Raw genomic sequence first — 22,029 nt, 5'->3', positions numbered from 1 at the left:
TCGCCCACCGCCAATCTCCCGGTCCCTATTTGGGGCCAAAAGGGGCGGAAAGCAAGCGGCTATCGCCCCTGATCGACGGCGCCTGCCCAGCATCCGGGCAATTCCCGATCTGCCCAGCCGATAGGCTGTGCTTTCACTGAAAGTGCGACCTTGGTATGAACCTGACGGAACCTGTCCCAACCAGAAAAGCGATTGATCCCAATGGTTACACGTCGTGATGTTGCATCGATTGTCGGACTTGGCGCGATGACCGCGGCCGCGCTGGCTTCGCCGGCCGTGGCCCAGACCGCCGATCCGAACGAATCGACCTTCGCCCGCATCCGCCGCACCAAGAAGATGCGAATCGGCGCGGTCGGCGGCGGCGCGCCCTATTACATGAAGGATCTCTCCAGCGGCCAGTGGAAGGGCTTCTACATCGACATCGCCAAGGGGCTCGCCGACGACATGGAGGCCGAGCTCGAGATCACCGAGACGACCTGGGGCAATTCGGTGCTCGACCTGCAGGCCAACAAGATCGACATCTTCTTCGGCCTCAACCCGACCCCGAAGCGCGCGCTGGTGGTCGACTTCTCGGTGCCGGTCTTCAACAACGCCTTCGCCATCCTCTGCAAGAAGGACTTCAAGCCGAAGAGCTGGGCCGAGCTGAACTCGCCCGACATCAAGATCGCCGTCGACCAGGGCTCCTCGCACGATCAGGTCGTCAGCCGCCTGACGCCGAAGGCGCAGATCACGCGGCTGAAGACCGCGGACGACGCCACCGCGGCGCTGCAGACCGGCCGCGTCGACGCGCAGTGCCTGATCACCATGCTGTCGCTGACCGTGCTGAAGAAGAACCCCTCGCTCGGCCAGCTCGTGCTGCCGACGCCGATCTTCGCAACGACCTCGAATGCCGGCTTCCGCCGCGAGACCGACAAGACCTGGCGCGATTACGTCAACACCTGGATCGACTTCAACAAGGGCCTCGGCTTCATCCGCAACGCGATCATCACCAACATGGAGCTGGTGGGCGTGACCGAAGCGGACATTCCGCCGGGCGTTTCGTTGTAAGTTTCCACTTTCGTCATTCCGGGGCTCGCGAAGCGAGAACCCGGAATCTCGAGGATCCGGGTTCGATGCTTCGCATCGCCCCGGAACGACAACGCCAGCGGCCAAGGCGTACGACGAGTAACATACGCATGTATCAGTGGGACTTCGGCATCCTCTGGAGCTATCGCTGGCTGTTTCTCAACGGACTCGGCGTCACCGTCGGCTTCACCGTCGTCATCGTCGTGTGCGGGCTGCTGTTCGGCCTGTTCGGAGCGTTCGGGACCCTGTCGCGGTTCAAGGCGCTGCGTCTTCTCGCGCTCACCTTCATCGAGGCGTTCCGCTGCACGCCGATCCTCGTGCAGCTGATCTGGTTCTATTACGCGCTGCCGATCCTCGCCGGCGTCGAGATGACGCCGATCACGGCCTCGGCGCTGGCGCTCTCGCTCTATGGCGGCTCGTTCTATTCGGAGATCATCCGCGGCGGCATCATCTCGATCGACCGCGGCCAGTCCGAAGCCGGCGCCGCGCTGGGCATGACGCCGATCCAGACCATGCGGCGCATCGTGCTGCCGCAGGCGATCAAGCGCATGATCCCGGCGCTGATGAACCAGTCGATCATCCAGTTCAAGAACACCTCGCTGGTCTCGGTGCTGGCGGTGCCCGACCTCGTCTATCAGAGCCAGGTCGCCGCCCATGACAGCTACCGGCCGCTGGAGACCTACACCGCGGTCGCGGTCGCCTATGCGGCGATCCTGATCCCGCTCACCATCCTCGTCCGCCGCGGCGAGAAGCGACTGGCGGTCAGCGAATGAGCGAGACGCAAAAGATCGAGATCCGCAGCCTTCGCAAGAGCTTTGGCAGCAACGAGGTTTTGAAGAACATCAATCTCGACGTCGCCAAGGGCGGCGTCGTGGCGTTGATCGGCCCGTCGGGCTCCGGCAAGTCGACTCTGCTCCGCTGCATCAATCTGCTGGTCGTGCCCGATGGCGGCAGCGTCCGCGTCGGCGACACGCGCTTTGCATTTGGTGAAGGTGCAAAACTGCCTGATGTGAAGACGCTGGCAAAATTCCGCGCTACCACCGGCATGGTGTTCCAGCATTTCAACCTGTTCCCGCACATGACGACGCTTGAGAACGTGATGGAGGGACCGGTTACGGTGCGGCGCATGGCCAAGGCGGACGCGGAGACGCTCGCGCGTGCCCAGCTCGCCAAGGTCGGCCTTGCCGAGAAGGCCGACCAATATCCGGCGACGCTGTCCGGCGGACAGAAGCAACGCGTCGCCATCGCCCGCGCGCTGGCGATGGAGCCCGATGTGATGCTGTTCGACGAGGCCACCTCTGCGCTCGATCCTGAATTGGTCGGCGAGGTGCTGAGCGTGATCCAGCAACTGGCCTCCGAAGGCATGACCATGGTGATCGTGACCCACGAGATCGCCTTTGCCCGTGAGGTCGCCGACCGCCTCATCTTCATGCGCGACGGTGTCGTGGTCGAGGAAGGCCCGGCGCGGCAGGTGATCGACAATCCCAGGGAAGCCGCCACGCGTGCCTTCCTCAGCCATTTCCACCGCACCGGCGCGCTGCCGACGGCCACAACGGCATCGTGATGTCCGATATCAACCGCGTCTATCTCGTCACCGGTGCCGCCAGCGGCATCGGCCGTGCCACCGCAAAGCTGCTCGCGGCGCCCGGCACCGCACTTCTGCTGCACACGCGATCGAACGCGGAAGGTCTTCAAGCCACCGCAGTGGACATTGAAGCGAAGGGCGCCGTGGCCGCAAAATGCCTCGGCGACCTCGCCGAGGAGAGCGCGGCCACCGTCGCCATCGCCGCCGCGAAAGCCGCCTTCGGCCGGCTCGACGGATTGATCCTGGTCGGCGGCCATGCCCGCCGCGGCAGCGCGATCGGCACGCCGGCCGATCAGTTCCGGCAGGCGATGGACGAGTCGGCGCTGGCCTTCACGCGTCTTGTTGATGCCGCGCTCCCACTGCTGCGCGCGGGGCATGATGCACGGATCGTCGCCGTGTCCTCCTTCGTCGCACATGCGATCCGGCCCGAATTCGCACCGTTCGCGGCAACGGCCGCGAGCCGTTCCGCGCTGGAAGCCTTGGTGAGGCTGACCGCGATCGAGCTCGCCAGCGACGGCATCACCGTCAACGCGGTGTCGCCGGGCCTCATCATCAAGGACAAGCCGGGCGAGAGCCGGCTGTCGCCCGAGCAGATCGCGGCGACCGAAGCGCTGATCCCGATGCGCCGCCGCGGGCGACCAGAAGAGGTCGCCGAGATCATCGCCTTCCTGGCATCCCCCAAAGCATCCTACGTCACCGGCCAGGTCTGGCACGTCAATGGAGGCCTGACATGAGCGAAGCGACCGTCGAACGTCTCAGGCTGTTCCTGATCGAAAGCCCGATCAAGATGGCGCGCCTGCAGGGCGTCGGCAACGTCAAGGGCACGGTGAAGCGCGTGCTGATCGAGCTCACCGCGAGCGATGGCGTGATCGGCTGGGGTGAAGCCGCGCCATGGGAGGTGTTCACGGGAACGCCGGAAGCCGCGTTCGCCGCGCTCGACATCTATCTGCGTCCCATCGTGCTCGGCAAGCCGGTGCGCCGGATCCGCGCGCTGATGACAGAGCTCGACCGCGCGCTGGTCGGCCATGCCGAGGCCAAAGTTGCCATCGAGATGGCGCTGCTCGACATCGTCGGCAAATCGTCGGGGCTGTCGGTTGCCGACCTGCTCGGTGGCCGCGTGCGCGACACGATTCCCCTCTCCTTCTCCATCGCCGATCCGGATTTCGCCGCCGACCTCGAGCGCATGCGAAAGATGGTTCCGGGCGGCAATGTCATCTACAAGGTCAAGACCGGCGTGAAACCGCACCGCGAGGATCTCGATCATCTCGAGGCGATCCGGAAAGAATTCGGCGACAAGGTCGATCTGCGCGTCGACTACAACCAGGCACTCGCGCCATTCGGCGCCATCAAGATCTTGCGCGATGTCGAAGAGTTTGCGCCAACCTTCATCGAGCAGCCGGTGCCGCGCAAATACCTCGACGTGATGGCGCAGCTCACCGCCGCGCTGGAAACGCCCGTGCTCGCCGACGAAAGCTGCTTCGACCGCCGCGACATGATGGAAGTGGTGCGCCGCGAAGCCGCCGATGCCGTTTCGATCAAGCTGATGAAGGCCGGCGGCCTGTTCGAGGCGCAGGCGATCATGGCGATCGCCGACATCGCCGGGCTGCCCGGCTATGGCGGCACGCTGTGGGAAGGCGGCATTGGGCTAGCCGCCGGCACGCAGCTGATCGCGGCGACGCCGGGCATCTCGCTCGGCTGCGAATTCTACATGCCGCACCACGTGCTGACCGAGGACGTGCTGGAAGAGCGCGTCGCCAACCGCGCCGGCCATGTCGTGGTGCCCGACGGGCCCGGCCTTGGCATTCGCGTCAGCGAAGCCTCGGTCCGCGCCAATGCGCGGGTGCTGGCGGAGGCGTAGTTTCCGTCATTCCGGAGCGCGCGCAGCGCGAGCCCGGAATCCATAACCACAGGGCGAGGTTGGTGCGCGAGCCGGCAACCACGAGTCTTCGCCACACGACTGCCTGTGGTTATGGGTCCCGGATCTGCGCTTCGCTTGTCCGGGACGACGACCGCGTATGCGGTGACAGCGGGGCGCCATCCTTCCCCTCAGGGAATCCCTATCGTATGGTCGTGCCCAACACGCCCGAATTCACCGGGCCATCCGGAAACGCATATGCCCGAACCCGCCTGGTCGCTGCACTCCCGCCTGAAAGAGGACACCATCGACATCGGCGATCTGCCGCTGTCGAAGGTGCTGGTCATCAAGGACGCGCATTATCCCTGGCTGCTGCTGGTGCCACGGCGCGCTGACGCGGTCGAAATCATCGATCTCGACGAGGTGCAGCAGGCGCAGCTGATGACGGAGATCTCCCGCGTCTCGCGCGCGCTGAAGGAGATCACCAGATGCGACAAGCTCAATGTCGCGGCGCTCGGCAACCTCGTGCCGCAGCTTCACGTTCACATCATCGCGCGCCGCACCAGTGACGCGGCCTGGCCGCGGCCGGTCTGGGGCGTGATGCCGCCATTGGCGCATGACGCCGCAGAGGTTCAGAATTTCATCAGCGCGCTTCGCCGCAAGATCTGGTTGGGTTGAAAGAACGATAATGTCAGCATTCAACGCATTTCCGCTAGGACAGCCGGCCTTCGTCACCAACATCCTCGATCGCGCCGCGCATCTGCGCCGCGACGACCAGAAGCTGTTCGCGATGGAGCAGAAGCCGACCTCGCGCGCCTATGTCGTTTATCGCGACTCGCTCCTGGTCAAGCGCGAGGGCGACAAGATTCGCGCGCTGCTCTCGATCGACGAGGCGCTGAAGTGCGGCGCCAATCCCGGCACGATCTTCCTGGGGCTGCGGGATGGCGCCGCGATGTTCGGCATGGGCCTGTCGCAGGCCGCCGCCGAGAAGCTGGTGGGACGCGAGGACTACACCGTGACCGAGCTGCGCGGCATGGCGATGCAGGGCGCGATTCCTCCCGACCAGCTGTCGGCGATCGCGATGGCGAAGTCGATGGTCGGCTGGCACCAGCGCCACGGCTATTGCGCCAATTGCGGCTCGCGCAGCGCGATGAAGGAAGGCGGCTGGAAGCGCGAGTGCCCGGCTTGCAAGGCCGAGCATTTTCCCCGGACCGACCCTGTCGTGATCATGCACGTCGCCTCCGGCGACAAGTGCCTGCTTGGCCGCCAGAAGCAGTTTCCGGCAGGGATGTATTCCTGCCTCGCCGGCTTCGTCGAGGCCGCCGAGACCATCGAGGACGCGGTGCGCCGCGAGATCCTGGAAGAATCCGGGATCCGCTGCACCGACGTGCAATATTACATGACGCAGCCCTGGCCCTATCCGTCGTCGCTGATGATCGGCTGCAGCGCGCGAGCTGTGAGCGAGGACATCATCGTCGATCACTCGGAGCTTGAGGATGCGCGCTGGTTCACGCGCGAGGAGGCAGCTCTGATGCTGACGCGGACGCATCCGGACGGGCTCGCCGGCCCGCATCCCTTCGCCATCGCCCATCATTTGCTCGGCCGCTGGGTGCACGACAAGAGCTGACCGCCGATGGCCGCACCCGGGATCGCGCCGCGAATCCTCTGCATCGGCATTCCGGTGCGCGACCTCACCTTTCGGGTCGAGTCCGTGCCGGCGCGCGGCAGCAAGGCCAACGCCAGCCACCTCGCCGAGATCTGCGGCGGCAACGCGCTCAATGCCTCGATCGCGATTGCGCGGCTTGGTGGTCACGTCTTCTTCGCTGGCCCCATGGGCGATGCGCGGGAGACATCGAGCGGCTTCATCCTCGACCAAATGGCGCAGGAGGGCATCGACACCACGCATATCGTGCGCATGCCTGATATGACCACGCCGGTCTCGGCGATCATGATCGATCCCTCGGGCGAGCGGACGCTCACGATCTATCGCGATCCCGGCCTGTGGCGCGTGAAGCTGCCCAATGCCGACGAATTGCTGGCCGATTGCCGTGCGGTCCTCGTCGAAAGCCGCTGTGCCTCATTCTGCGTTGATCTCTGCGCCGAGGCCCGGCGACGCGGCATTCCCGTCATCGTCGGCGTCGATCGCGCGATGTCGTTGCAGGACGGCCTGCTGACCGCCGCCTCGCATCTGCTGTTCGCCAGCGAGCAGGTGCAGGAGACCGCCGGCATCGCCGACGACGCCAAGGCGTTGCAACGCCTGGCCAGGCTGACGCCGGCCTTCCTTGCCGCGACCCGCGGTCCGCTCGGTACGATCTGGCTGAACGAGGCAGGCGAGCCGGAAGAGACGGCGGCCTTCCCGGTCCAGGCGGTCGATACGCTCGGCGCCGGCGACGTCTTTCATGGCGCCTTCGCGCTTGGCCTCGCCGAGGGTAAGGGGGTGCCGGAGGCGCTGCGATTCGCCGCGGCCGCTGCAGCACTGAAATGCACCCGCCATGGCGGCGGCATGGCTGCACCCCAACGTATTGAAGTTGAAGGATTTTTGCGAGGGAGGCCCTAGAGCAATTCCATCGATGAGCCGAGATTATGGGCTTGCTGGGGAAAGATTTTCTCTATATCAGGGAAATCAGCCCCTGAAATGGAACAAAGTTCTTCAAATGACCGACCTCGCCGTCCAGATCCCCGAGACCAGCCGCCGCCTCGATGCCATCGACCGCAAGATCCTGATGGTGCTGCAGGAAGATGCCTCCCTGTCCGTCGCCGAAATCGGCGACCGCGTCGGCCTGTCCTCGACCCCCTGCTGGAAGCGCATCCAGCGCCTGGAGGCTGACGGCGTGATCCTGAAGCGGGTGGCCCTGGTCGACCAGAACAAGATCGGGCTCGGCATCTCCGTGTTCGTCTCGGTGGAGAGCTCCGACCATTCCGACGCCTGGCTGAAGAAATTCGCCGAAGCCGTCAGCGCGATGCCCGAGGTGATGGAGTTCTATCGCATGGCCGGCGACGTCGACTACATGCTGCGCGTCGTGGTCGCGGACATGCAGGCCTATGACGTGTTCTACAAGAAGCTGATCAGCGCCGTGCCGCTGAAGAACGTCACCTCGCGCTTCGCGATGGAGAAGATCAAGTCGGTGACAGCGCTGCCGATTCCGGCGGTGGTGGCGGCTTAGCTGCTCGACGGAGGACGACGCTCCTTCGGCAATCGTCATGGCCGGGCTTGTCCCGGCCATCCACGTCCTTGCATTCGCGCAAGAGGAGAGGCGTGGATGCCCGGGACAAGCCCGGGCATGACGGCGGAGATAGCGGCGTCCAGTATCTCTGAAACTGCTCAAATCGTCTGATTGTACTCGCCGACCTCGGGATGCGTACGCAGCACGCTGTTCACCATCTCGAACATGTCGTGCATGCGCTGCTCCGAGACCGGACTCTCGACCACGACGACGAGCTCGGGCTTGTTCGAGGAGGCGCGCACCAGGCCCCAGCTGCCGTCCTCGACCGTGACCCGCACGCCGTTGACGGTGACGAGGTCGCGGATCGCCTGTCCCCCGATCCTGGCGCCCTTGGCCTGCAAGCCCTCGAAATGCTTCACCACCTGGTCGATGACGCCGTACTTGGTCTCGTCGGCGCAATGCGGCGACATGGTCGGCGACGACCATGTCTTCGGCAGCGCGTTCTTCAGGTCCGCCATCGACTTGCCCGGCGCGCGGTCGAGCATGTCGCAGATCGCGATCGCCGACACCAGGCCGTCGTCATAGCCGCGTCCATACGGCTTGTTGAAGAAGAAATGGCCGGACTTCTCGAAGCCCGCCAGCGCGCCGGTCTCGTTGGTGCGGCGCTTCATGTAGGAATGGCCGGTCTTCCAATAGGCGACCTTGGCGCCCTGCTTCTGCAGCACCGGATCGGTGACGAACAGGCCGGTCGACTTCACGTCGACGATGAACTGCGCGTCCTTGTGGATCGCCGACATGTCGCGCGCCAGCATCACGCCGACCTTGTCGGCAAAGATCTCCTCGCCGGTATTGTCGACGACGCCGCAGCGATCGCCGTCACCGTCGAAGCCGAGGCCGACATCGGCCTTGTGATGCAGCACCGCATCGCGGATCGCGTGCAGCATCTCCATGTCCTCGGGGTTCGGATTGTATTTCGGGAAGGTGTGGTCGAGCTCGGTGTCGAGCGGGATCACTTCGCAGCCGATCGCCTCCAGCACCTGCGGCGCGAAAGCGCCGGCGGTACCGTTGCCGCAGGCCGCGACGACCTTGAGCTTGCGCTTGAGCTTCGGACGATTGGTGAGATCGGCGATGTAGCGCGCCGGGTAGTTCTCGTGGAACTGGTAGGAGCCGCCGGCCTTGTTCTTGAACTCCGCGTTCAGGACGATCTCCTTCAGCCGCGTCATCTCGTCGGGGCCGAAAGTCAGCGGACGGTTGGCGCCCATCTTCACGCCGGTCCAGCCATTGTCGTTGTGCGAGGCGGTCACCATCGCAACAGCGGGCACGTCGAGATCGAACTGCGCGAAATACGCCATCGGCGTCACCGCAAGACCGATGTCATGCACCTTGCAACCCGCAGCCATCAGACCGGAGATCAGCGCGTATTTGATCGAGGCCGAATAGCCACGGAAATCATGCCCGGTGACGATCTCCTGCTTGACGCCGATCTCGGCGATCAGCGCGCCCAGCCCCATGCCGAGCGCCTGCACCCCCATCAGGTTGATTTCCTTCTGGAACAACCAGCGCGCGTCGTATTCGCGAAAGCCCGTAGGCTTCACCATCGGCTCGGATTCGAAGGCGTAGGTGTTGGGCAAAAGGACGGATTTCGGCTTCGGGAACATTGAGACGGTCTCGTGAAGGGCAGGAATTGAGGCAGCCTTAGCGAATGCAGGGCCGCAGCGGAAGGCGGGAATGAAGGCTTATGGCCGATAATTGCGGCAGTTTGGTAACGAAGAAACGTTACCGCGAGGGCGGTACCAAATGTATGACCGGAATGGGCTAACTCTGCAGTCGTGCTGGGTGCCTGGTCTTCAGATCCTCTGGCAAGCGGCGAGACGCTTCTGAAATGATCTCCAGACGTCGCGTAACGGCATAGACCGCCCGGATGTCCGCCGCGAACGCCTCGCGATCGAGACTTCCGACGAACTCGGTCGCCAAGTCGATGTGATGCAGGATGTCCCGCAGGGTCCCGTCGATGCGATCAGAAGGCATAGACGGCATCGGCCGTCGCGGCAGGAGCGACGTATGATTTCAGACCGTCGCGATTGACGACGTCAACCGGGCCGTCAAACAGATTGGAAATGTATTCCTTGAGTTCGACGTAGTCGAACACAGTGATCCGCGCGTCGGGGTCGATCTCGACCATGATGTCGATATCGCTGCCGGGACGATTGTCACCCCGCGCGACCGAACCGAACAACGCCGCATGCAAAACGCCCCGCTCGCGAAGGGCGCGCTCGGACTGTCGGAGGATAGCAATCGCGTCTGGGGTGTCCATGGGCGGAATATAGCACCCAAGCTGGCCCTAAGGGAGGCCCTCCCAGGCCAATTAAAACTCCGCCTACTGCTCCAGCACCATCTGGCCGTTGGAATATTCGAAGCGCTTCAGGCGGGACAGGAAGGAGAGCCCGAGCAGGTTCTCCGACAGCGCCTCGTCGGGCAGCACCATGGCGTCGACGTCGCGCACGACCAGACCGCCAACCTCGAGCATCGCGATGCGGGTGCGCGCGGCCTTGATGGTGCCGTTGGCGGTGGAGACGGTGGCGTTGTAATCGCTGCGCGAAGGACGCAGGCCAAAGCGGGCCGCCGAGGTCTCATTCAGCGCAACCACGGAGGCGCCGGTGTCGAGCATGAAGCCGATGCGCTGACCCTCGATCCGGCCTTCGGTCTGGAAATGACCCCGGCCATCGCGGGAAACGGCGAGGCTGCGGCCCCCGGCGGGCGCAGTGGCCGCGACGGCGACAGTGGTGCGCGGCGCCGAGCTTGCGGAGGCGGAGCTCATCCTGTCCGCCATCTGCGCCATGAAGGTGCCGAGGCCGATCATGACGGCTGCGATGATCATAATGTTACGCATCACACCACTTCCGAGCCGGAAAGCTCGATTTCAACACGCGGCACACCAAGCCGCGAGCATTGCTGCGGCCAGAGCGATGCTATTTTGACGAAAAGGATGAGCGGACGGTTAATGCGCCCTCACGTCCCGCGCGGCTTGGCCCGCCGGGTCGGCACGGCGCTGGCCGGATCGTCCGGCCAGGGATGACGGGGATAGCGGCCGCGCAGGTCGGAACGGACCGCGGCGTAGCTGCCGCGCCAGAAACCGGGAAGGTCGCGCGTCACCTGCACCGGGCGCTGCGCCGGCGACAGCAATTCCAGCACCAGCGGCACCTTGCCGGCGGCGATCGAGGGATGGGCGTTGAGGCCGAACAATTCCTGCAGCCGCACCGCGATGGTCGGCCCCTGCTCGGCCTCGTAGTCGATCGCGAGCATGCTTCCGGTCGGCGCCTCGAAATGCGTCGGCGCCTCGCGCTCGAGCCGCGCGCGCATCTCCCACGGCAGCAGCGCCATCAGCGCGTCGGAGAGATCGCCGGGCGAAATGTCCTTGAGCGCGATCTTGTCGTAGAGCGCCGGCACCAGCCAGTCGTCGCGGCGCGCGATCAATCCCTCGTCGGACAGGTCGGGCCAGCTGTCGCCCTCGGCCTTGCGCAGGAACATCACCCGGTCGCGCCATTGCTTTGCAGCCTTCGACCAGGGCAGCCGATCGAGGCCGGCGGCGATCAATCCATCCGCGAAGATACGCGCGGTATCCTCGGAGGGCGAGACGGCAAGTGTCGCTTCGGACAGTGTGATCGCATGCAGCACGCGCTTGCGCCGCGCGCGCAGCGCCATCGCGCCGCGGTCGAACGAAATCTCGTCGGCGCTCTCGATATGCTCGGCGAAATGCCGCTCGATCTCGCTCTCAGTGATCTGCGCGGCGAGCAGGATACGCCCGCTCGCCGCCGTCCCGGTCATCTCGCCGATCGCGATGTAGGGCGCGCGGGCGAGCGAGGAGGTCTGCTCGACGGCGGCGCCACGGCCGTTGGCCAGCACGAAACTGCCATTGCCGCGATTGCGCGCGACGCGATCGGGGAAGGCATAGGCGAGCATCAAGCCGGTCGAGAGATCATCCTGCGGCCCGGCCTTCTCCGAAGCCGCCACTTGCGAGGCCCAGCGCCGCGCCAGATCGCGCGCGCTGGCGGCGCGCGGCGAACGGTCGCGGCGAAACTGGTCGCGCCGATGCTCGAGATCCACGCTGTCGCCGCCAAGCCCGCGCTCGGTGATGATGGCCGCGATCTCGGCGGCGGCTTCGCCCTCGCCTGCGCGATGCGAATCCACGATCATGCGCGCCAGCCGCGGCGGCAGCGCCAGTGCACGCAGGCTTTTTCCCTCTGCGGTGATGCGGCCATCGCCATCGAGTGCGTTGAGCTCGGAGAGGAGGCTTTTTGCCTCTTTCCACGCGGGCGCCGGCGGCGGATCGAGGAACGACAGCGCGGCGGGATCGCTCACGCCCCATTGCGCGAGATCGAGCACCAGCGAAGACAGGTCGGCGCTCAAAATTTCCGGCTGGGTGTAGGGCGCGAGCGAAGCCGTCTGCGGCTCGTCCCAGAGCCGGTAGCAGACACCCGGCTCGGTGCGGCCGGCGCGACCGCGGCGCTGATCCACTGCCGCACGCGCGGCGCGCACGGTCTCGAGCCGCGTCAGCCCGATGTCGGGCTCGTAGCGCGGCACGCGGGCAAGACCGGAATCGACCACGATGCGTACGCCTTCGATCGTCAGCGAGGTCTCCGCGATCGACGTCGCCAGCACCACCTTGCGCATGCCTTTGGGTGCAGGCGAAATGGCGCGATCCTGCACGGCGGCATCGAGCGCGCCGAACAGCGGCACGATCTCGATCGAGGCGTCCTGCACGCGCTCGCCGAGGAAATTCTGGGTGCGGCGGATTTCGGCGGCGCCCGGCAGGAACGCCAGCACCGAGCCGCTGTCGGCACGCAGCGCGGATGCGATCGCATCCGCCATCTGCCGCTCAATGGGCGCATCCGCCTTGCGGCCGAGATAGCGCGTCTCGACGGGGAAGGCCCGCCCCTCGCTCTCGACGACGGGCGCTTGCCCAAGCAGCCTTGCGACGCGCGCGCCATCGAGCGTCGCCGACATCACGAGGATGCGCAGGTCTTCGCGCAGACCGGTCTGCGCATCGCGCGCCAGCGCGAGGCCCATATCGGCATCGAGCGAGCGCTCGTGGAATTCGTCGAACAGGATGGCGGCAACGCCTGACAGCTCGGGATCGTCGAGGATCTGGCGGGTGAAGATGCCTTCGGTCACCACCTCGATGCGCGTGGTGCGCGAGATCTTCGAGCCGAACCGGACGCGATAGCCGACGGTCTCGCCGGCGCGCTCGCCCAGCGATTTGGCCATGCGGTCGGCGCTGGCGCGCGCCGCGATACGCCGCGGCTCCAGCACGATGATCTTCTTGTCCTTCGCCCAGGGCGCATCGAGCAGCGCGAGCGGCACGCGCGTGGTCTTGCCGGCCCCGGGCGGCGCCACCAGCACGGCGGCATTGCTGGCCTCCAGCGCGCGCGACAAATCGTCGAGCACGGCATCGATCGGGAGGGGTGTGTCGAAACTGCGGGGCAAGATCTCGCATCCGTCATCACCCGCCTTGCGCGCCGGGCGGGTGATCCAGTCAACTCAGATCCCGATCATCACGAAGATCGGGATTACTGGATACCCCGCCTTCGCGGGGTATGACAATCGTGTGTGGCGATCAGCCCTGCACAGGCGGGCGGCCGATGCTGTCATAGGTGAAGCCGGCGGCTTCCATGTCTTCGGGGCGGTAGATGTTGCGCAGGTCGACGACCACGGGCTGCGCCATGACGCTCTTCAGCCGGTCGAGATCGAGCGCACGGAACTGCACCCATTCGGTGACAATGACGAGCGCGTCGGCACCTTGCGCGCAGGAATAGGCGTCCTCGCAATAGGTGATATCGGGCAGCTCGCCCTTGGCCTGCTCCATGCCGACGGGATCGAACGCCTTGACCGTCGCGCCCATGTCGATCAGGCCTGTCACCAGCGGGATCGACGGCGCATCGCGCATGTCGTCGGTGTCGGGCTTGAAGGTGAGGCCGAGCACCGCAATGGTCTTGCCGCGCAGCGAGCCGCCGAGCGCCTGGCTGACCTTGCGCGCCATCGCGCGCTTGCGATTTTCGTTCACGGCCAGCACGGATTCGACGATACGCAAGGAGACGTCGTAATCCTGCGCGATCTTGATCAGCGCCTTGGTGTCCTTCGGGAAGCACGAGCCGCCGAACCCGGGACCGGCATGCAGGAATTTGGTGCCGATGCGGTTGTCCAGGCCAATGCCGCGCGCGACCTCCTGGACGTTGGCGCCGGCCTTTTCCGAGAGATCGGCGATCTCGTTGATGAAGGTGATCTTGGTCGCGAGAAACGCGTTCGCGGCGTATTTGATCATCTCGGCGGTGCGACGCTCCGTGAACATCAGCGGCGCCTGGTTCAGCGACAGCGGACGGTAGATGTCGCCCATCACCTTGCGGCCGCGCTCGTCGGAGGTGCCGACCACGACCCGATCGGGAAATTTGAAGTCACGGATCGCCGCGCCCTCGCGCAGAAATTCTGGATTGGAGGCGACCACGACGTCGGCTTTGGGATTGGTCTCGCGGATGATGCGCTCGACCTCGTCGCCGGTGCCCACCGGCACGGTCGACTTCGTCACCACGACGGTGAAACCGGTGAGCGACCGCGCGATCTCCTTCGCTGCGGCGTAGACATAGGAGAGGTCGGCGTGGCCGTCGCCGCGCCGCGACGGCGTGCCGACCGCGATGAACACGGCATCGGCATCGGCGACCGGCTTGGACAAATCGGTGGTGAAGTCGAGCCGCTTGGCCTTGACGTTGGTCGCGACCAGCTCGTCGAGGCCGGGCTCGTAGATCGGAATCTCGCCGCGATGGAGCGCCGCGATCTTCTTCTCGTCCTTGTCGACGCAGGTGACGTCGTGACCGAAATCAGCAAAGCAGGCTCCTGACACCAGTCCCACGTAACCCGTGCCGATCATCGCGATGCGCATGAAAATCCCTGTTTTAGATTGGTTAACGAAACCCCGACACGGGGCGGTTTAGCATTTTCCCGAGGGGAGGGAACAGTCCGCAGGCAAAAAAGCGGCATGGGAATTGAACCGGTAAAGAAGTCGGAAACCGTGCAGGCCCCACACTGCCTCGCACCCGAACAGGACAGGGCGGAACGCGCCTCGAAAAGAGACACCATGGCACCATCTGGCACAATTGCAGGGAGCGGAGGCAGCCAATCCCCTTCTGCCGCGCGTGTCGACTGGATCGACTACGCCAAGGGCATTTGCATCATCATGGTCGTGATGATGCATTCGGTGCTGGGGGTCGAGCTCGCCGCCGGCGAGACCGGTTTCATGCATGTCGCCGTGGCCTTCGCAAAGCCGTTCCGGATGCCGGATTTCTTCCTGATCTCGGGCCTGTTCCTGCCACTGGTGATCGATCGGGACTGGCGAACCTATCTCGACCGCAAGGTGGTGCATTTCGCCTATTTCTATGTCGTCTGGGTGACAATCCAATTCGGCTTCAAGGCGCCCGCTTTCGCGGCGGAGACGAGCTGGCATCACGTTGGTCTCCTGTATCTCGAATCCTTCATCGAGCCGTTCGGCACGCTGTGGTTCATCTATCTGCTGCCGGTCTTCTTCGTCGTCACAAAACTGACACGCAAATTCCCGCCGCTCGCGATCTGGCTGGTCGCCGCCGCCCTGGAGACAGCCCGGATCTCGACCGGCTGGACCGCGATCGACGAGTTCTGCTCACGCTTCGTCTATTTCTATTCGGGCTATCTGTTCGCGCCCTACGTGTTCGCGCTGTCGGATCGCGCGCGGAAGCATCCCGTCCTTGCGCTCGCAGCGCTCGCGACCTGGGCACTGGTCAATGCCGGCCTCGTCGCGTCGGGGGCCAGCGAATGGAAGGTCGTCTCGCTCGTGCTCGGCTTTGCCGGTGCCTGCGCCATCATCACGATGGGCACGCTGCTCGCGCGCGCGCAATGGCTGAACTTCTTCCGCTACTGCGGCGAGCATTCGATCGTGATCTATCTCGCCTTCTTCCTGCCGATGGCGGCGACGCGAACGCTGCTGCTGCGCACCGGCATCATTCCCGATATCGGCACGGTATCGCTGATCGTCACCGTCGCCGGCGTGCTCGGCGCACTCGCGATCTGGCGGGGCGCGTTACGGCTCAATGCGCACTTCCTGTTCGAGCGGCCGGAGGCGTTCTGGATTGCGCCGAAGAAGGCTGGGCCGGTGTTGCAGGCGGCGGAGTAGCAATCTGTCGTCCCTGCGAAAGCAGGGACCCATACCGCGTGATCTATCGATGGATCGTGGCTTCCGTACCAGGGCCTCGTCACCACCAGCCTTCGCCAAACTCCTCCCTGTGGCTATGGGTCCCGGATCGACGCTCCGCTCCCGGCAACGCTACGCGTTGCCAAGAGCTGCGCTTGTCCGGGACGACAATTGAGTGTGGGCTGAGGGCAAAAATCCCCTTCCCAAGGCTGTCAAAGCCCGCAAAAATTCATACATTGCGGCCATGCCAAAGACCTCCCCGAAGACCTCCGCCAAAGCCGATCCCCCCACTGCCGCGACAGCTGCTGCCAAACCGGTTGCAGCAAGGGCGGCCGGCAAGGGCGACCACATCTTCCTGGTCGACGGTTCCGGCTACATCTTCCGCGCCTACCACGCGCTGCCGCCGCTGAACCGCAAGTCCGACGGCCTGCAGGTCAACGCCGTGCTCGGTTTCTGCAACATGCTGTGGAAGCTGCTCCGCGACATGCCGGAAGACAACCGGCCGACGCACCTCGCGATCATCTTCGACAAGTCGGAGGTCACGTTCCGCAACAAGATCTACCCGGAATACAAGGCCCACCGGGCGCCGGCGCCTGACGATCTCATCCCGCAATTTGCGCTGATCCGCGAGGCGGTCCGCGCCTTCGACCTGCCCTGCCTGGAACAAGTGGGCTTCGAGGCCGACGACCTGATCGCAACCTATGTGCGGCAGGCCTGCGAGCGCGGCGCCAGCGCGACCATCGTGTCCTCCGACAAGGATTTGATGCAGCTCGTCACCGATTGCGTCACCATGTACGACACCATGAAGGATCGCCGCATCGGCATCCCAGAGGTGATCGAGAAATTCGGCGTGCCGCCGAACAAGGTCGTCGAGGTACAGGCTCTGGCCGGCGATTCCACCGACAACGTGCCCGGCGTGCCCGGCATCGGCATCAAGACCGCGGCGCAGCTGATCACCGAATATGGCGACCTCGATCAACTGTTGTTCCGCGCCGGCGAGATCAAGCAGCCCAAGCGGCGCGAGGCGCTGCTCGAGAATGCCGAGAAAGCGCGGATCTCGCGGCAGCTCGTGCTACTCGACGACAAGGTCGACCTCGATGTGCCGCTGGACGACCTCGCGGTCCACGAGCCCGACGCACGCAAGCTGATCGCCTTCCTGAAAGCCATGGAATTCACGACGCTGACGCGACGCGTCGCCGAATATTCGCAAATCGATCCCGCCAATGTCGATGCCGACCCTGGCTATGCCAGCGGCGCCAGCGTGTTCACGACGCTGCCGCCCTCCGATGTCGTGCCTGCGCCGGGCGGCGATACGTCGGCGCAAGCCCGGGCGAAAGAGCCCAACAGGTCAGCGGGCAAGGAGGACAAGGCTGCGAGCCCGAAGGGCGCGCCGATCTCGCTGGCCGCCGCGCGCGAAGAGGCGCTGCGCAGGCTTCCAGTCGATCGCGCCAAATATCAAACGATCAAGTCGCTCGAGGAGCTCAACGCCTTCATCGCCCGCATCCACGATACCGGTCATGTCGCGGTCGAGATCCGCGGAAACTCGATCGATCCGATGCAGGCCGATTTCTGCGGCATCGCGCTGGCGCTGGCGCCGAACGAGGCCTGCTATGTGCCGCTGGCGCACAAGCAAGCTGGCGGCGGGGCCGGCCTGTTCGACGCCGGCCTTGCACCTGATCAGGTCAAGCATGCCGATGCGATCGACGCCCTGCGGCCGGTGCTGGAATCGGCGGGCATTCTCAAGATCGGCTTCGATCTCAAATTCACCGCCGTCATGCTGGCGCAGCACGGCATCACCTTGCGCAACACCGACGATGCGCAGTTGATCTCCTACGTGCTCGATGCCGGCCGCGGGTCGCACGCGATCGAATCGCTGTCCGAGCGCTGGTTCGGACACGCCATGCTGAAGGAGAGCGAGCTGCTCGGCAGCGGCAAGGGCAAGATCACCTTCGACCAGGTGCCGATCGACAAGGCCGCGGCACTGTCGGCGGAAGGCGCCGACGTCGCCTTGCGCGCCTGGCGCGTGCTGAAGCCGCGCCTGGTCGCCGAGCATATGACCGCGGTCTACGAGACGCTGGAGCGGCCGCTGGTTGCGGTGCTTGCGCGCATGGAGCGGCGCGGCATCTCGATCGACCGCCAGGTGCTGTCGCGCCTGTCCGGCGACTTCGCCCAGACCGCGGCCCGCGTCGAGGCCGAGATCCAGGAGATCGCGGGCGAGCCGGTCAATGTCGGCAGCCCCAAGCAGATCGGCGACATCCTGTTCGGCAAGATGGGACTGTCGGGCGGCACCAAGACCAAGACCGGCGCCTGGTCGACCACCGCGCAGGTGCTCGACGAGCTCGCCGAGCAGGGCCATGACTTCCCGAAGAAGATCCTGGAGTGGCGCCAGGTCTCGAAGCTGAAATCGACCTACACCGACGCTCTGCCGACCTACGTCAATCCGCAGACCCATCGCGTGCACACGACCTACGCGCTGGCCGCGACCACGACGGGCCGGTTGTCGTCGAACGAGCCGAATTTGCAGAACATCCCGGTGCGCACCGAGGACGGCAGAAAAATCCGCCGCGCCTTCATCGCAACACCCGGACACAAGCTCGTCTCCGCGGACTATTCGCAGATCGAGCTCAGGCTGCTGGCGGAGATCGCCGACATTCCCGTGCTGAAGCAGGCGTTCCGCGACGGTCTCGACATTCACGCCATGACGGCGTCGGAAATGTTCGGCGTGCCGATCAAGGGCATGCCGAGCGAGATCCGCCGCCGCGCCAAGGCGATCAATTTCGGCATCATCTACGGCATCTCCGCGTTCGGCCTCGCCAACCAGCTCGGCATCGCCCGCGAGGAGGCCTCGGCCTACATCAAGAAATATTTCGAGCGCTTCCCCGGCATCCGCGCCTACATGGACGAGACGCGCGATTTCTGCCGGCAGAATGGCTATGTCACCACGCTGTTCGGCCGCAAATGCCACTACCCCGACATCAAGGCCTCCAACGCCTCGGTGCGTGCCTTCAACGAGCGCGCCGCGATCAACGCGCGGCTCCAGGGCACCGCGGCCGACATCATCCGCCGCGCCATGACGCGGGTGGAGGATGCCCTCGCCGAGAAGAAGCTGTCGGCGCAAATGCTGCTGCAGGTGCACGACGAATTGATCTTCGAGGTGCCCGACGCCGAGGTCGAGGCGACGCTCCCCGTCGTGCAGCACGTGATGCAGGACGCACCGTTCCCGGCCGTGCTGCTGTCGGTGCCGCTGCATGTCGATGCGCGCGCGGCGAACAACTGGGACGAGGCGCATTGAGGCTGCTCTTTACCTCTCCCGCTTGCACTCGCTGACGCCACACGGTCGGTGTCGTCCCCGCGAAAGCGGGGACCCATAGCCACTGGATCGGGTTTGGCGAAGATTGCCCATGACTATCGCGCGTCAAACTTCTCCCTGGGGGTATGGGTCCCCGCGTTCGCGGGGACGACGTTGGAGTGACATGCGAGAACCTGAATTGTCCTCCGAGCAATTGCGCGATGGCCCCACCTCGCCTCGCATATTAGAACCGTGCCATCTCCCGCACCGGTTCACCCATGCCCCACACCTCAGCCCTGCTCGGCTTCGCCCTCGTCTGCCTTGGCCTCGTGCTCACGCCGGGGCCGAACATGATCTATCTGATCTCGCGCTCGATCACGCAGGGGCCGGCGGCGGGCATCGTCTCGCTCGGCGGCGTGGCGCTCGGCTTCGTGTTCTATATGCTGTGCGCGGCGTTCGGCATCACGGCGCTCTTGCTCGCCATTCCCTTTGCCTATGACGCGCTGCGCTTTGCCGGCGCGGGCTATCTGCTCTGGCTCGCCTGGCAGGCGATGAAGCCGGGCGGACGTTCGCCATTCCAGGTGAAACAGCTCGCCATCGACAGTCCGCGCAAATTGTTCGCGATGGGTTTCGTCACCAACCTGCTCAACCCGAAGATCGCGATGCTGTATCTCGCGCTGCTGCCGCAGTTCATCGATCCCACCGCCGGCAGCGTGCTGACGCAGTCGGTAGTGCTCGGCGCAATCCAGATCGCGATCAGCGTCAGCGTCAACGCGATGATCGCGCTCGCGGCGGGATCGATCGCGCAATTCCTGGCGAACCGGCCGAGCTGGATGCTGGTGCAGCGCTGGCTGATGGGCACGGTGCTGGCCGGGCTCGCGGTACGGATGGCGGTGGAAGCGAAGAAGGTGTGAGGCACTTTCTTCCTTCTCCCCTTGTGGGAGAAGGTGGCGCGAAGCGCCGGATGAGGGGTTCTCTCCGCTCGCAAGACTGTTCGTGAGGATGGAGACCCCTCACCCGTCTCGCCGCTTCGCGTCGATCCACCCTCTCCCACAGGGGGAGAGGGCAAGACCCCATCAATCCAGCTTCGCCTCCATGCCCCGCTTCACCGCCGGGCGCGCCATCAAGGCTTCGTACCAGCGCTTGACGTTGGGGAAGTCGGTCAGCTCAACCTTGTGGCGAGGGTGACGCCAGGCCCAGCCCAGGATGGCAAAATCGGCAATCGAGAGGTCGCCGGCGACGAAGTCGCGGCCGCCCAGGCGGTGGTCTAGCACGCCGTAGAGCCGGCGGGTCTCGGCCATATAGCGCTTCAGGCCGTAGGCGCGATCCTGCTCGTTCTCGAGCGCGATGAAATGGTGCACCTGGCCCGGCATCGGGCCGAAGCCGCCCATCTGCCACATCAGCCATTCATAGACCGGGATCCGAGCACCCAGCGATTTCGGCAGGAATTTGCCGGTCTTTTCACCGAGATAGAGCAGGATCGCGCCTGATTCGAAGATGCTGACGGGCTTGCCGTCCGGGCCCTCGGGGTCGACGATCGCGGGAATCTTGTTGTTCGGGGAGAGCTTGAGGAACCCCGGTGCCATCTGCTCGCCCTTGGTGATGTTCACCGGGATCACCTTGTAGGGCAGCCCCATTTCCTCCAGCGCGACCGAGATCTTGCGGCCGTTCGGCGTGTTCCAGGTGTGCAGCTCGATGGTCATTCCTTGCTTCCTTCCCCAACAGGTTTGGCATCCCACCTACTCCAGAACGTCGCGCCCCCACAACCGGCGGCCGGGGATGGCCGATCCCTGTTGACGAGGGACGCCCCCTCTGGAATGTCGCGGCTGTCGCGGATAAATTCCGCCTCCTCTAAAAACGCTCCCGAGGGACCGCCGTGTCGAAATCAGCCTCCCGCGCCCGCCTGTTCGAAATCATCCGCCGGCGCTCATTCGGCCGCGGCGAGGTGACGCTCGCGTCGGGCCGCAAGAGCGATTTCTACTTCAACCTCAAGCCGACCATGCTCGACCCCGAGGGGGCGACCCTGCTCGCCGAGCTGACCTATGAGGCGCTGAAGGACGACAACCTTGATTTCATCGGCGGCCTCGAGATGGGCGCGGTGCCGCTCGCCGGGGCGCTGGCGCAGATCTCCTGGATCAAGGGCCATCCGATCGCGGCGTTCTTCGTGCGCAAGAAGCCGAAGGAGCACGGCGCCAAGCTCGCGATCGAAGGCCTGCCAAGAGGCGAGACGCTCGAGGGCAAGCGCGTCGTGATCGTCGAGGACGTCACCACGACAGGCGGCTCGGCGATGAAGGCGGTGGAATCGGTGCGCGAGACCGGCGCCGAGGTGGTGCTGGTGCTGACCATGGTCGACCGCGAGGAAGGCGCCACCGACACGTTCGGTGCGGCCGGCCTGCCATTCCGCTCGCTGTACAAGGCCTCGGAATTCTTGAAGGCCTGACGCGGCGAAACATCCCTCGCCGTCATGCCTCAGTGTGCCCCGGAAGCAACCATCCGTCCAAAGCTGCGCCCGGCCCTAAAGAGGCCACCGCCTCGTCTTGAAACCGCCTCCGCTCAACTGCTCATTTACCATCGCGCCTTATGGTGAATCATGTGCTGAGACCCCTTGGGGTCCCGGCCGGTTCAGTAGCGTCGGGTGGAGTGAGCGTTGCGTACAGTCCTGTCCCATGCGCGCCGGCGGCGTCGCGCGATGCTTGTGGCCGCCACCCTTGGAGCACTTGCGGCTCCGGCTCCGGTTTCGGCCGAGGGCCTGTTCGACTTCTTCTTCGGCGGCATGCAGCAGCAGCGGCCGCAGCGCGAGGTGCCGCAACAGTCGAGCTCCTACGCCGATCCCTTCAGCGGGCAGCAAAATGCCGCAAC

20 protein-coding genes and 1 pseudogene are annotated in these 22,029 nt (G+C 65.0%); 14 read left to right on the top strand and 7 right to left on the bottom strand.

The window, feature by feature from the left end; translation table 11 throughout:
• Window positions 1-201: 201 nt before the first annotated feature.
• From IC66_RS0108280 to IC66_RS0108240, 9 genes are all read left to right on the top strand, one after another.
• Window positions 202-1,047 carry a transporter substrate-binding domain-containing protein gene (locus tag IC66_RS0108280; protein WP_028140845.1) on the top strand — a complete coding sequence of 282 codons (846 nt, stop codon included), beginning with the start codon at window positions 202-204 and terminating at the stop codon, window positions 1,045-1,047.
• 128 nt (window positions 1,048-1,175) lie between these two features.
• Window positions 1,176-1,838: an amino acid ABC transporter permease gene (locus IC66_RS0108275; RefSeq protein WP_028140846.1), complete on the top strand. Its 663-nt coding sequence runs from the start codon at window positions 1,176-1,178 to the stop codon at window positions 1,836-1,838.
• A complete protein-coding gene (locus IC66_RS0108270; protein ID WP_028140847.1) occupies window positions 1,835-2,629 on the top strand; it encodes an amino acid ABC transporter ATP-binding protein in 795 nt (264 codons plus the stop codon). The genes IC66_RS0108275 and IC66_RS0108270 overlap by 4 nt, the downstream gene beginning before the upstream one ends.
• Entirely contained in the window at window positions 2,629-3,384 is a 756-nt protein-coding gene (locus IC66_RS0108265) for an SDR family NAD(P)-dependent oxidoreductase (protein WP_038947334.1), read from the top strand. Before IC66_RS0108270 ends, IC66_RS0108265 begins: the two co-directional genes overlap by 1 nt.
• On the top strand, window positions 3,381-4,508 hold the full coding sequence (locus IC66_RS0108260) for a muconate cycloisomerase family protein (protein ID WP_028140849.1): 1,128 nt from the start codon (window positions 3,381-3,383) through the stop codon (window positions 4,506-4,508). The genes IC66_RS0108265 and IC66_RS0108260 overlap by 4 nt, the downstream gene beginning before the upstream one ends.
• A gap of 255 nt (window positions 4,509-4,763) precedes the next feature.
• Entirely contained in the window at window positions 4,764-5,183 is a 420-nt protein-coding gene (locus tag IC66_RS0108255; RefSeq protein WP_028140850.1) for an HIT domain-containing protein, read from the top strand.
• A 10-nt stretch (window positions 5,184-5,193) separates the two neighbouring features.
• Entirely contained in the window at window positions 5,194-6,132 is a 939-nt protein-coding gene (nudC, locus tag IC66_RS0108250; protein ID WP_028140851.1) for an NAD(+) diphosphatase, read from the top strand.
• Window positions 6,133-6,138: 6 nt separating this feature from the next.
• Entirely contained in the window at window positions 6,139-7,062 is a 924-nt protein-coding gene (locus tag IC66_RS0108245; protein WP_028140852.1) for a sugar kinase, read from the top strand.
• 97 nt (window positions 7,063-7,159) lie between these two features.
• Complete coding sequence (locus tag IC66_RS0108240) at window positions 7,160-7,669, top strand: Lrp/AsnC family transcriptional regulator (RefSeq protein WP_011090847.1); 510 nt, start codon at window positions 7,160-7,162, stop codon at window positions 7,667-7,669.
• 158 nt (window positions 7,670-7,827) lie between these two features.
• Here IC66_RS0108240 and IC66_RS0108235 read toward each other — a convergent pair whose 3' ends face one another.
• The 6 genes from IC66_RS0108235 to IC66_RS0108210 all read right to left on the bottom strand — a co-directional run bounded on the left by IC66_RS0108235 (window position 7,828) and on the right by IC66_RS0108210 (window position 14,600).
• Window positions 7,828-9,327, bottom strand: a complete 1,500-nt coding sequence (locus IC66_RS0108235) for a phosphomannomutase/phosphoglucomutase (protein ID WP_038947333.1) — start codon at window positions 9,325-9,327, stop codon at window positions 7,828-7,830.
• A gap of 157 nt (window positions 9,328-9,484) precedes the next feature.
• Window positions 9,485-9,697 (bottom strand): HepT-like ribonuclease domain-containing protein, encoded by a 213-nt coding sequence (locus IC66_RS0108230; RefSeq protein ID WP_049806490.1) that lies wholly within the window; start codon window positions 9,695-9,697, stop codon window positions 9,485-9,487.
• Window positions 9,687-9,983 (bottom strand): nucleotidyltransferase family protein, encoded by a 297-nt coding sequence (locus IC66_RS0108225; protein ID WP_038947331.1) that lies wholly within the window; start codon window positions 9,981-9,983, stop codon window positions 9,687-9,689. Before IC66_RS0108225 ends, IC66_RS0108230 begins: the two co-directional genes overlap by 11 nt.
• 63 nt (window positions 9,984-10,046) lie before the next feature.
• On the bottom strand, window positions 10,047-10,559 hold the full coding sequence (locus IC66_RS0108220) for a TIGR02281 family clan AA aspartic protease (protein WP_028140855.1): 513 nt from the start codon (window positions 10,557-10,559) through the stop codon (window positions 10,047-10,049).
• 119 nt (window positions 10,560-10,678) lie between these two features.
• On the bottom strand, window positions 10,679-13,153 hold the full coding sequence (hrpB, locus tag IC66_RS0108215; protein WP_038947330.1) for an ATP-dependent helicase HrpB: 2,475 nt from the start codon (window positions 13,151-13,153) through the stop codon (window positions 10,679-10,681).
• Between the two features lie 130 nt (window positions 13,154-13,283).
• Window positions 13,284-14,600 (bottom strand): UDP-glucose dehydrogenase family protein, encoded by a 1,317-nt coding sequence (locus IC66_RS0108210; RefSeq protein ID WP_028140857.1) that lies wholly within the window; start codon window positions 14,598-14,600, stop codon window positions 13,284-13,286.
• 195 nt (window positions 14,601-14,795) lie between these two features.
• Here IC66_RS0108210 and IC66_RS0108205 point away from each other — a divergent pair, with 195 nt between their 5' ends.
• The 3 genes from IC66_RS0108205 to IC66_RS0108195 all read left to right on the top strand — a co-directional run bounded on the left by IC66_RS0108205 (window position 14,796) and on the right by IC66_RS0108195 (window position 20,084).
• Window positions 14,796-15,863: an acyltransferase family protein gene (locus IC66_RS0108205; RefSeq protein WP_038947329.1), complete on the top strand. Its 1,068-nt coding sequence runs from the start codon at window positions 14,796-14,798 to the stop codon at window positions 15,861-15,863.
• 262 nt (window positions 15,864-16,125) lie between these two features.
• Window positions 16,126-19,173, top strand: coding sequence for a DNA polymerase I (gene polA / locus IC66_RS0108200; RefSeq protein WP_038947328.1), 3,048 nt, complete (start codon window positions 16,126-16,128; stop codon window positions 19,171-19,173).
• A gap of 275 nt (window positions 19,174-19,448) precedes the next feature.
• Window positions 19,449-20,084, top strand: coding sequence for a LysE family translocator (locus IC66_RS0108195; RefSeq protein WP_038947327.1), 636 nt, complete (start codon window positions 19,449-19,451; stop codon window positions 20,082-20,084).
• 162 nt (window positions 20,085-20,246) lie between these two features.
• Here the strand turns inward: IC66_RS0108195 and IC66_RS0108190 are convergent, their stop codons facing one another.
• Window positions 20,247-20,873, bottom strand: a complete 627-nt coding sequence (locus tag IC66_RS0108190) for a glutathione S-transferase family protein (RefSeq protein ID WP_038947326.1) — start codon at window positions 20,871-20,873, stop codon at window positions 20,247-20,249.
• Between the two features lie 173 nt (window positions 20,874-21,046).
• Here IC66_RS0108190 and pyrE point away from each other — a divergent pair, with 173 nt between their 5' ends.
• Both pyrE and IC66_RS49180 read left to right on the top strand, forming a co-directional pair.
• Window positions 21,047-21,610: an orotate phosphoribosyltransferase gene (gene pyrE, locus IC66_RS0108185; RefSeq protein WP_008136514.1), complete on the top strand. Its 564-nt coding sequence runs from the start codon at window positions 21,047-21,049 to the stop codon at window positions 21,608-21,610.
• Between the two features lie 249 nt (window positions 21,611-21,859).
• Window positions 21,860-22,029 (top strand): annotated as a pseudogene (locus IC66_RS49180) (DUF2865 domain-containing protein); the annotation flags it as partial.

Origin of the sequence: Bradyrhizobium genomosp. III (genome assembly GCF_000261705.1) — a bacterium.
GTDB lineage: Bacteria > Pseudomonadota > Alphaproteobacteria > Rhizobiales > Xanthobacteraceae > Bradyrhizobium > Bradyrhizobium ottawaense.
This window is presented reverse-complemented; position numbering and strand designations above follow the sequence as displayed.

Bases quoted from the DNA above. Each gene is read 5' to 3' on its own strand.
- IC66_RS0108280 (WP_028140845.1), top strand. From the start codon at position 202: ATGGTTACACGTCGTGATGTTGCATCGATTGTCGGACTTGGCGCGATG.
- IC66_RS0108275 (WP_028140846.1), top strand. From the start codon at position 1,176: ATGTATCAGTGGGACTTCGGCATCCTCTGGAGCTATCGCTGGCTGTTT.
- IC66_RS0108270 (WP_028140847.1), top strand. From the start codon at position 1,835: ATGAGCGAGACGCAAAAGATCGAGATCCGCAGCCTTCGCAAGAGCTTT.
- IC66_RS0108265 (WP_038947334.1), top strand. From the start codon at position 2,629: ATGTCCGATATCAACCGCGTCTATCTCGTCACCGGTGCCGCCAGCGGC.
- IC66_RS0108260 (WP_028140849.1), top strand. From the start codon at position 3,381: ATGAGCGAAGCGACCGTCGAACGTCTCAGGCTGTTCCTGATCGAAAGC.
- IC66_RS0108255 (WP_028140850.1), top strand. From the start codon at position 4,764: ATGCCCGAACCCGCCTGGTCGCTGCACTCCCGCCTGAAAGAGGACACC.
- nudC (WP_028140851.1), top strand. From the start codon at position 5,194: ATGTCAGCATTCAACGCATTTCCGCTAGGACAGCCGGCCTTCGTCACC.
- IC66_RS0108245 (WP_028140852.1), top strand. From the start codon at position 6,139: ATGGCCGCACCCGGGATCGCGCCGCGAATCCTCTGCATCGGCATTCCG.
- IC66_RS0108240 (WP_011090847.1), top strand. From the start codon at position 7,160: ATGACCGACCTCGCCGTCCAGATCCCCGAGACCAGCCGCCGCCTCGAT.
- IC66_RS0108235 (WP_038947333.1), bottom strand. From the start codon at position 9,327: ATGTTCCCGAAGCCGAAATCCGTCCTTTTGCCCAACACCTACGCCTTC.
- IC66_RS0108230 (WP_049806490.1), bottom strand. From the start codon at position 9,697: ATGCCTTCTGATCGCATCGACGGGACCCTGCGGGACATCCTGCATCAC.
- IC66_RS0108225 (WP_038947331.1), bottom strand. From the start codon at position 9,983: ATGGACACCCCAGACGCGATTGCTATCCTCCGACAGTCCGAGCGCGCC.
- IC66_RS0108220 (WP_028140855.1), bottom strand. From the start codon at position 10,559: ATGCGTAACATTATGATCATCGCAGCCGTCATGATCGGCCTCGGCACC.
- IC66_RS0108210 (WP_028140857.1), bottom strand. From the start codon at position 14,600: ATGCGCATCGCGATGATCGGCACGGGTTACGTGGGACTGGTGTCAGGA.
- IC66_RS0108205 (WP_038947329.1), top strand. From the start codon at position 14,796: ATGGCACCATCTGGCACAATTGCAGGGAGCGGAGGCAGCCAATCCCCT.
- polA (WP_038947328.1), top strand. From the start codon at position 16,126: ATGCCAAAGACCTCCCCGAAGACCTCCGCCAAAGCCGATCCCCCCACT.
- IC66_RS0108195 (WP_038947327.1), top strand. From the start codon at position 19,449: ATGCCCCACACCTCAGCCCTGCTCGGCTTCGCCCTCGTCTGCCTTGGC.
- IC66_RS0108190 (WP_038947326.1), bottom strand. From the start codon at position 20,873: ATGACCATCGAGCTGCACACCTGGAACACGCCGAACGGCCGCAAGATC.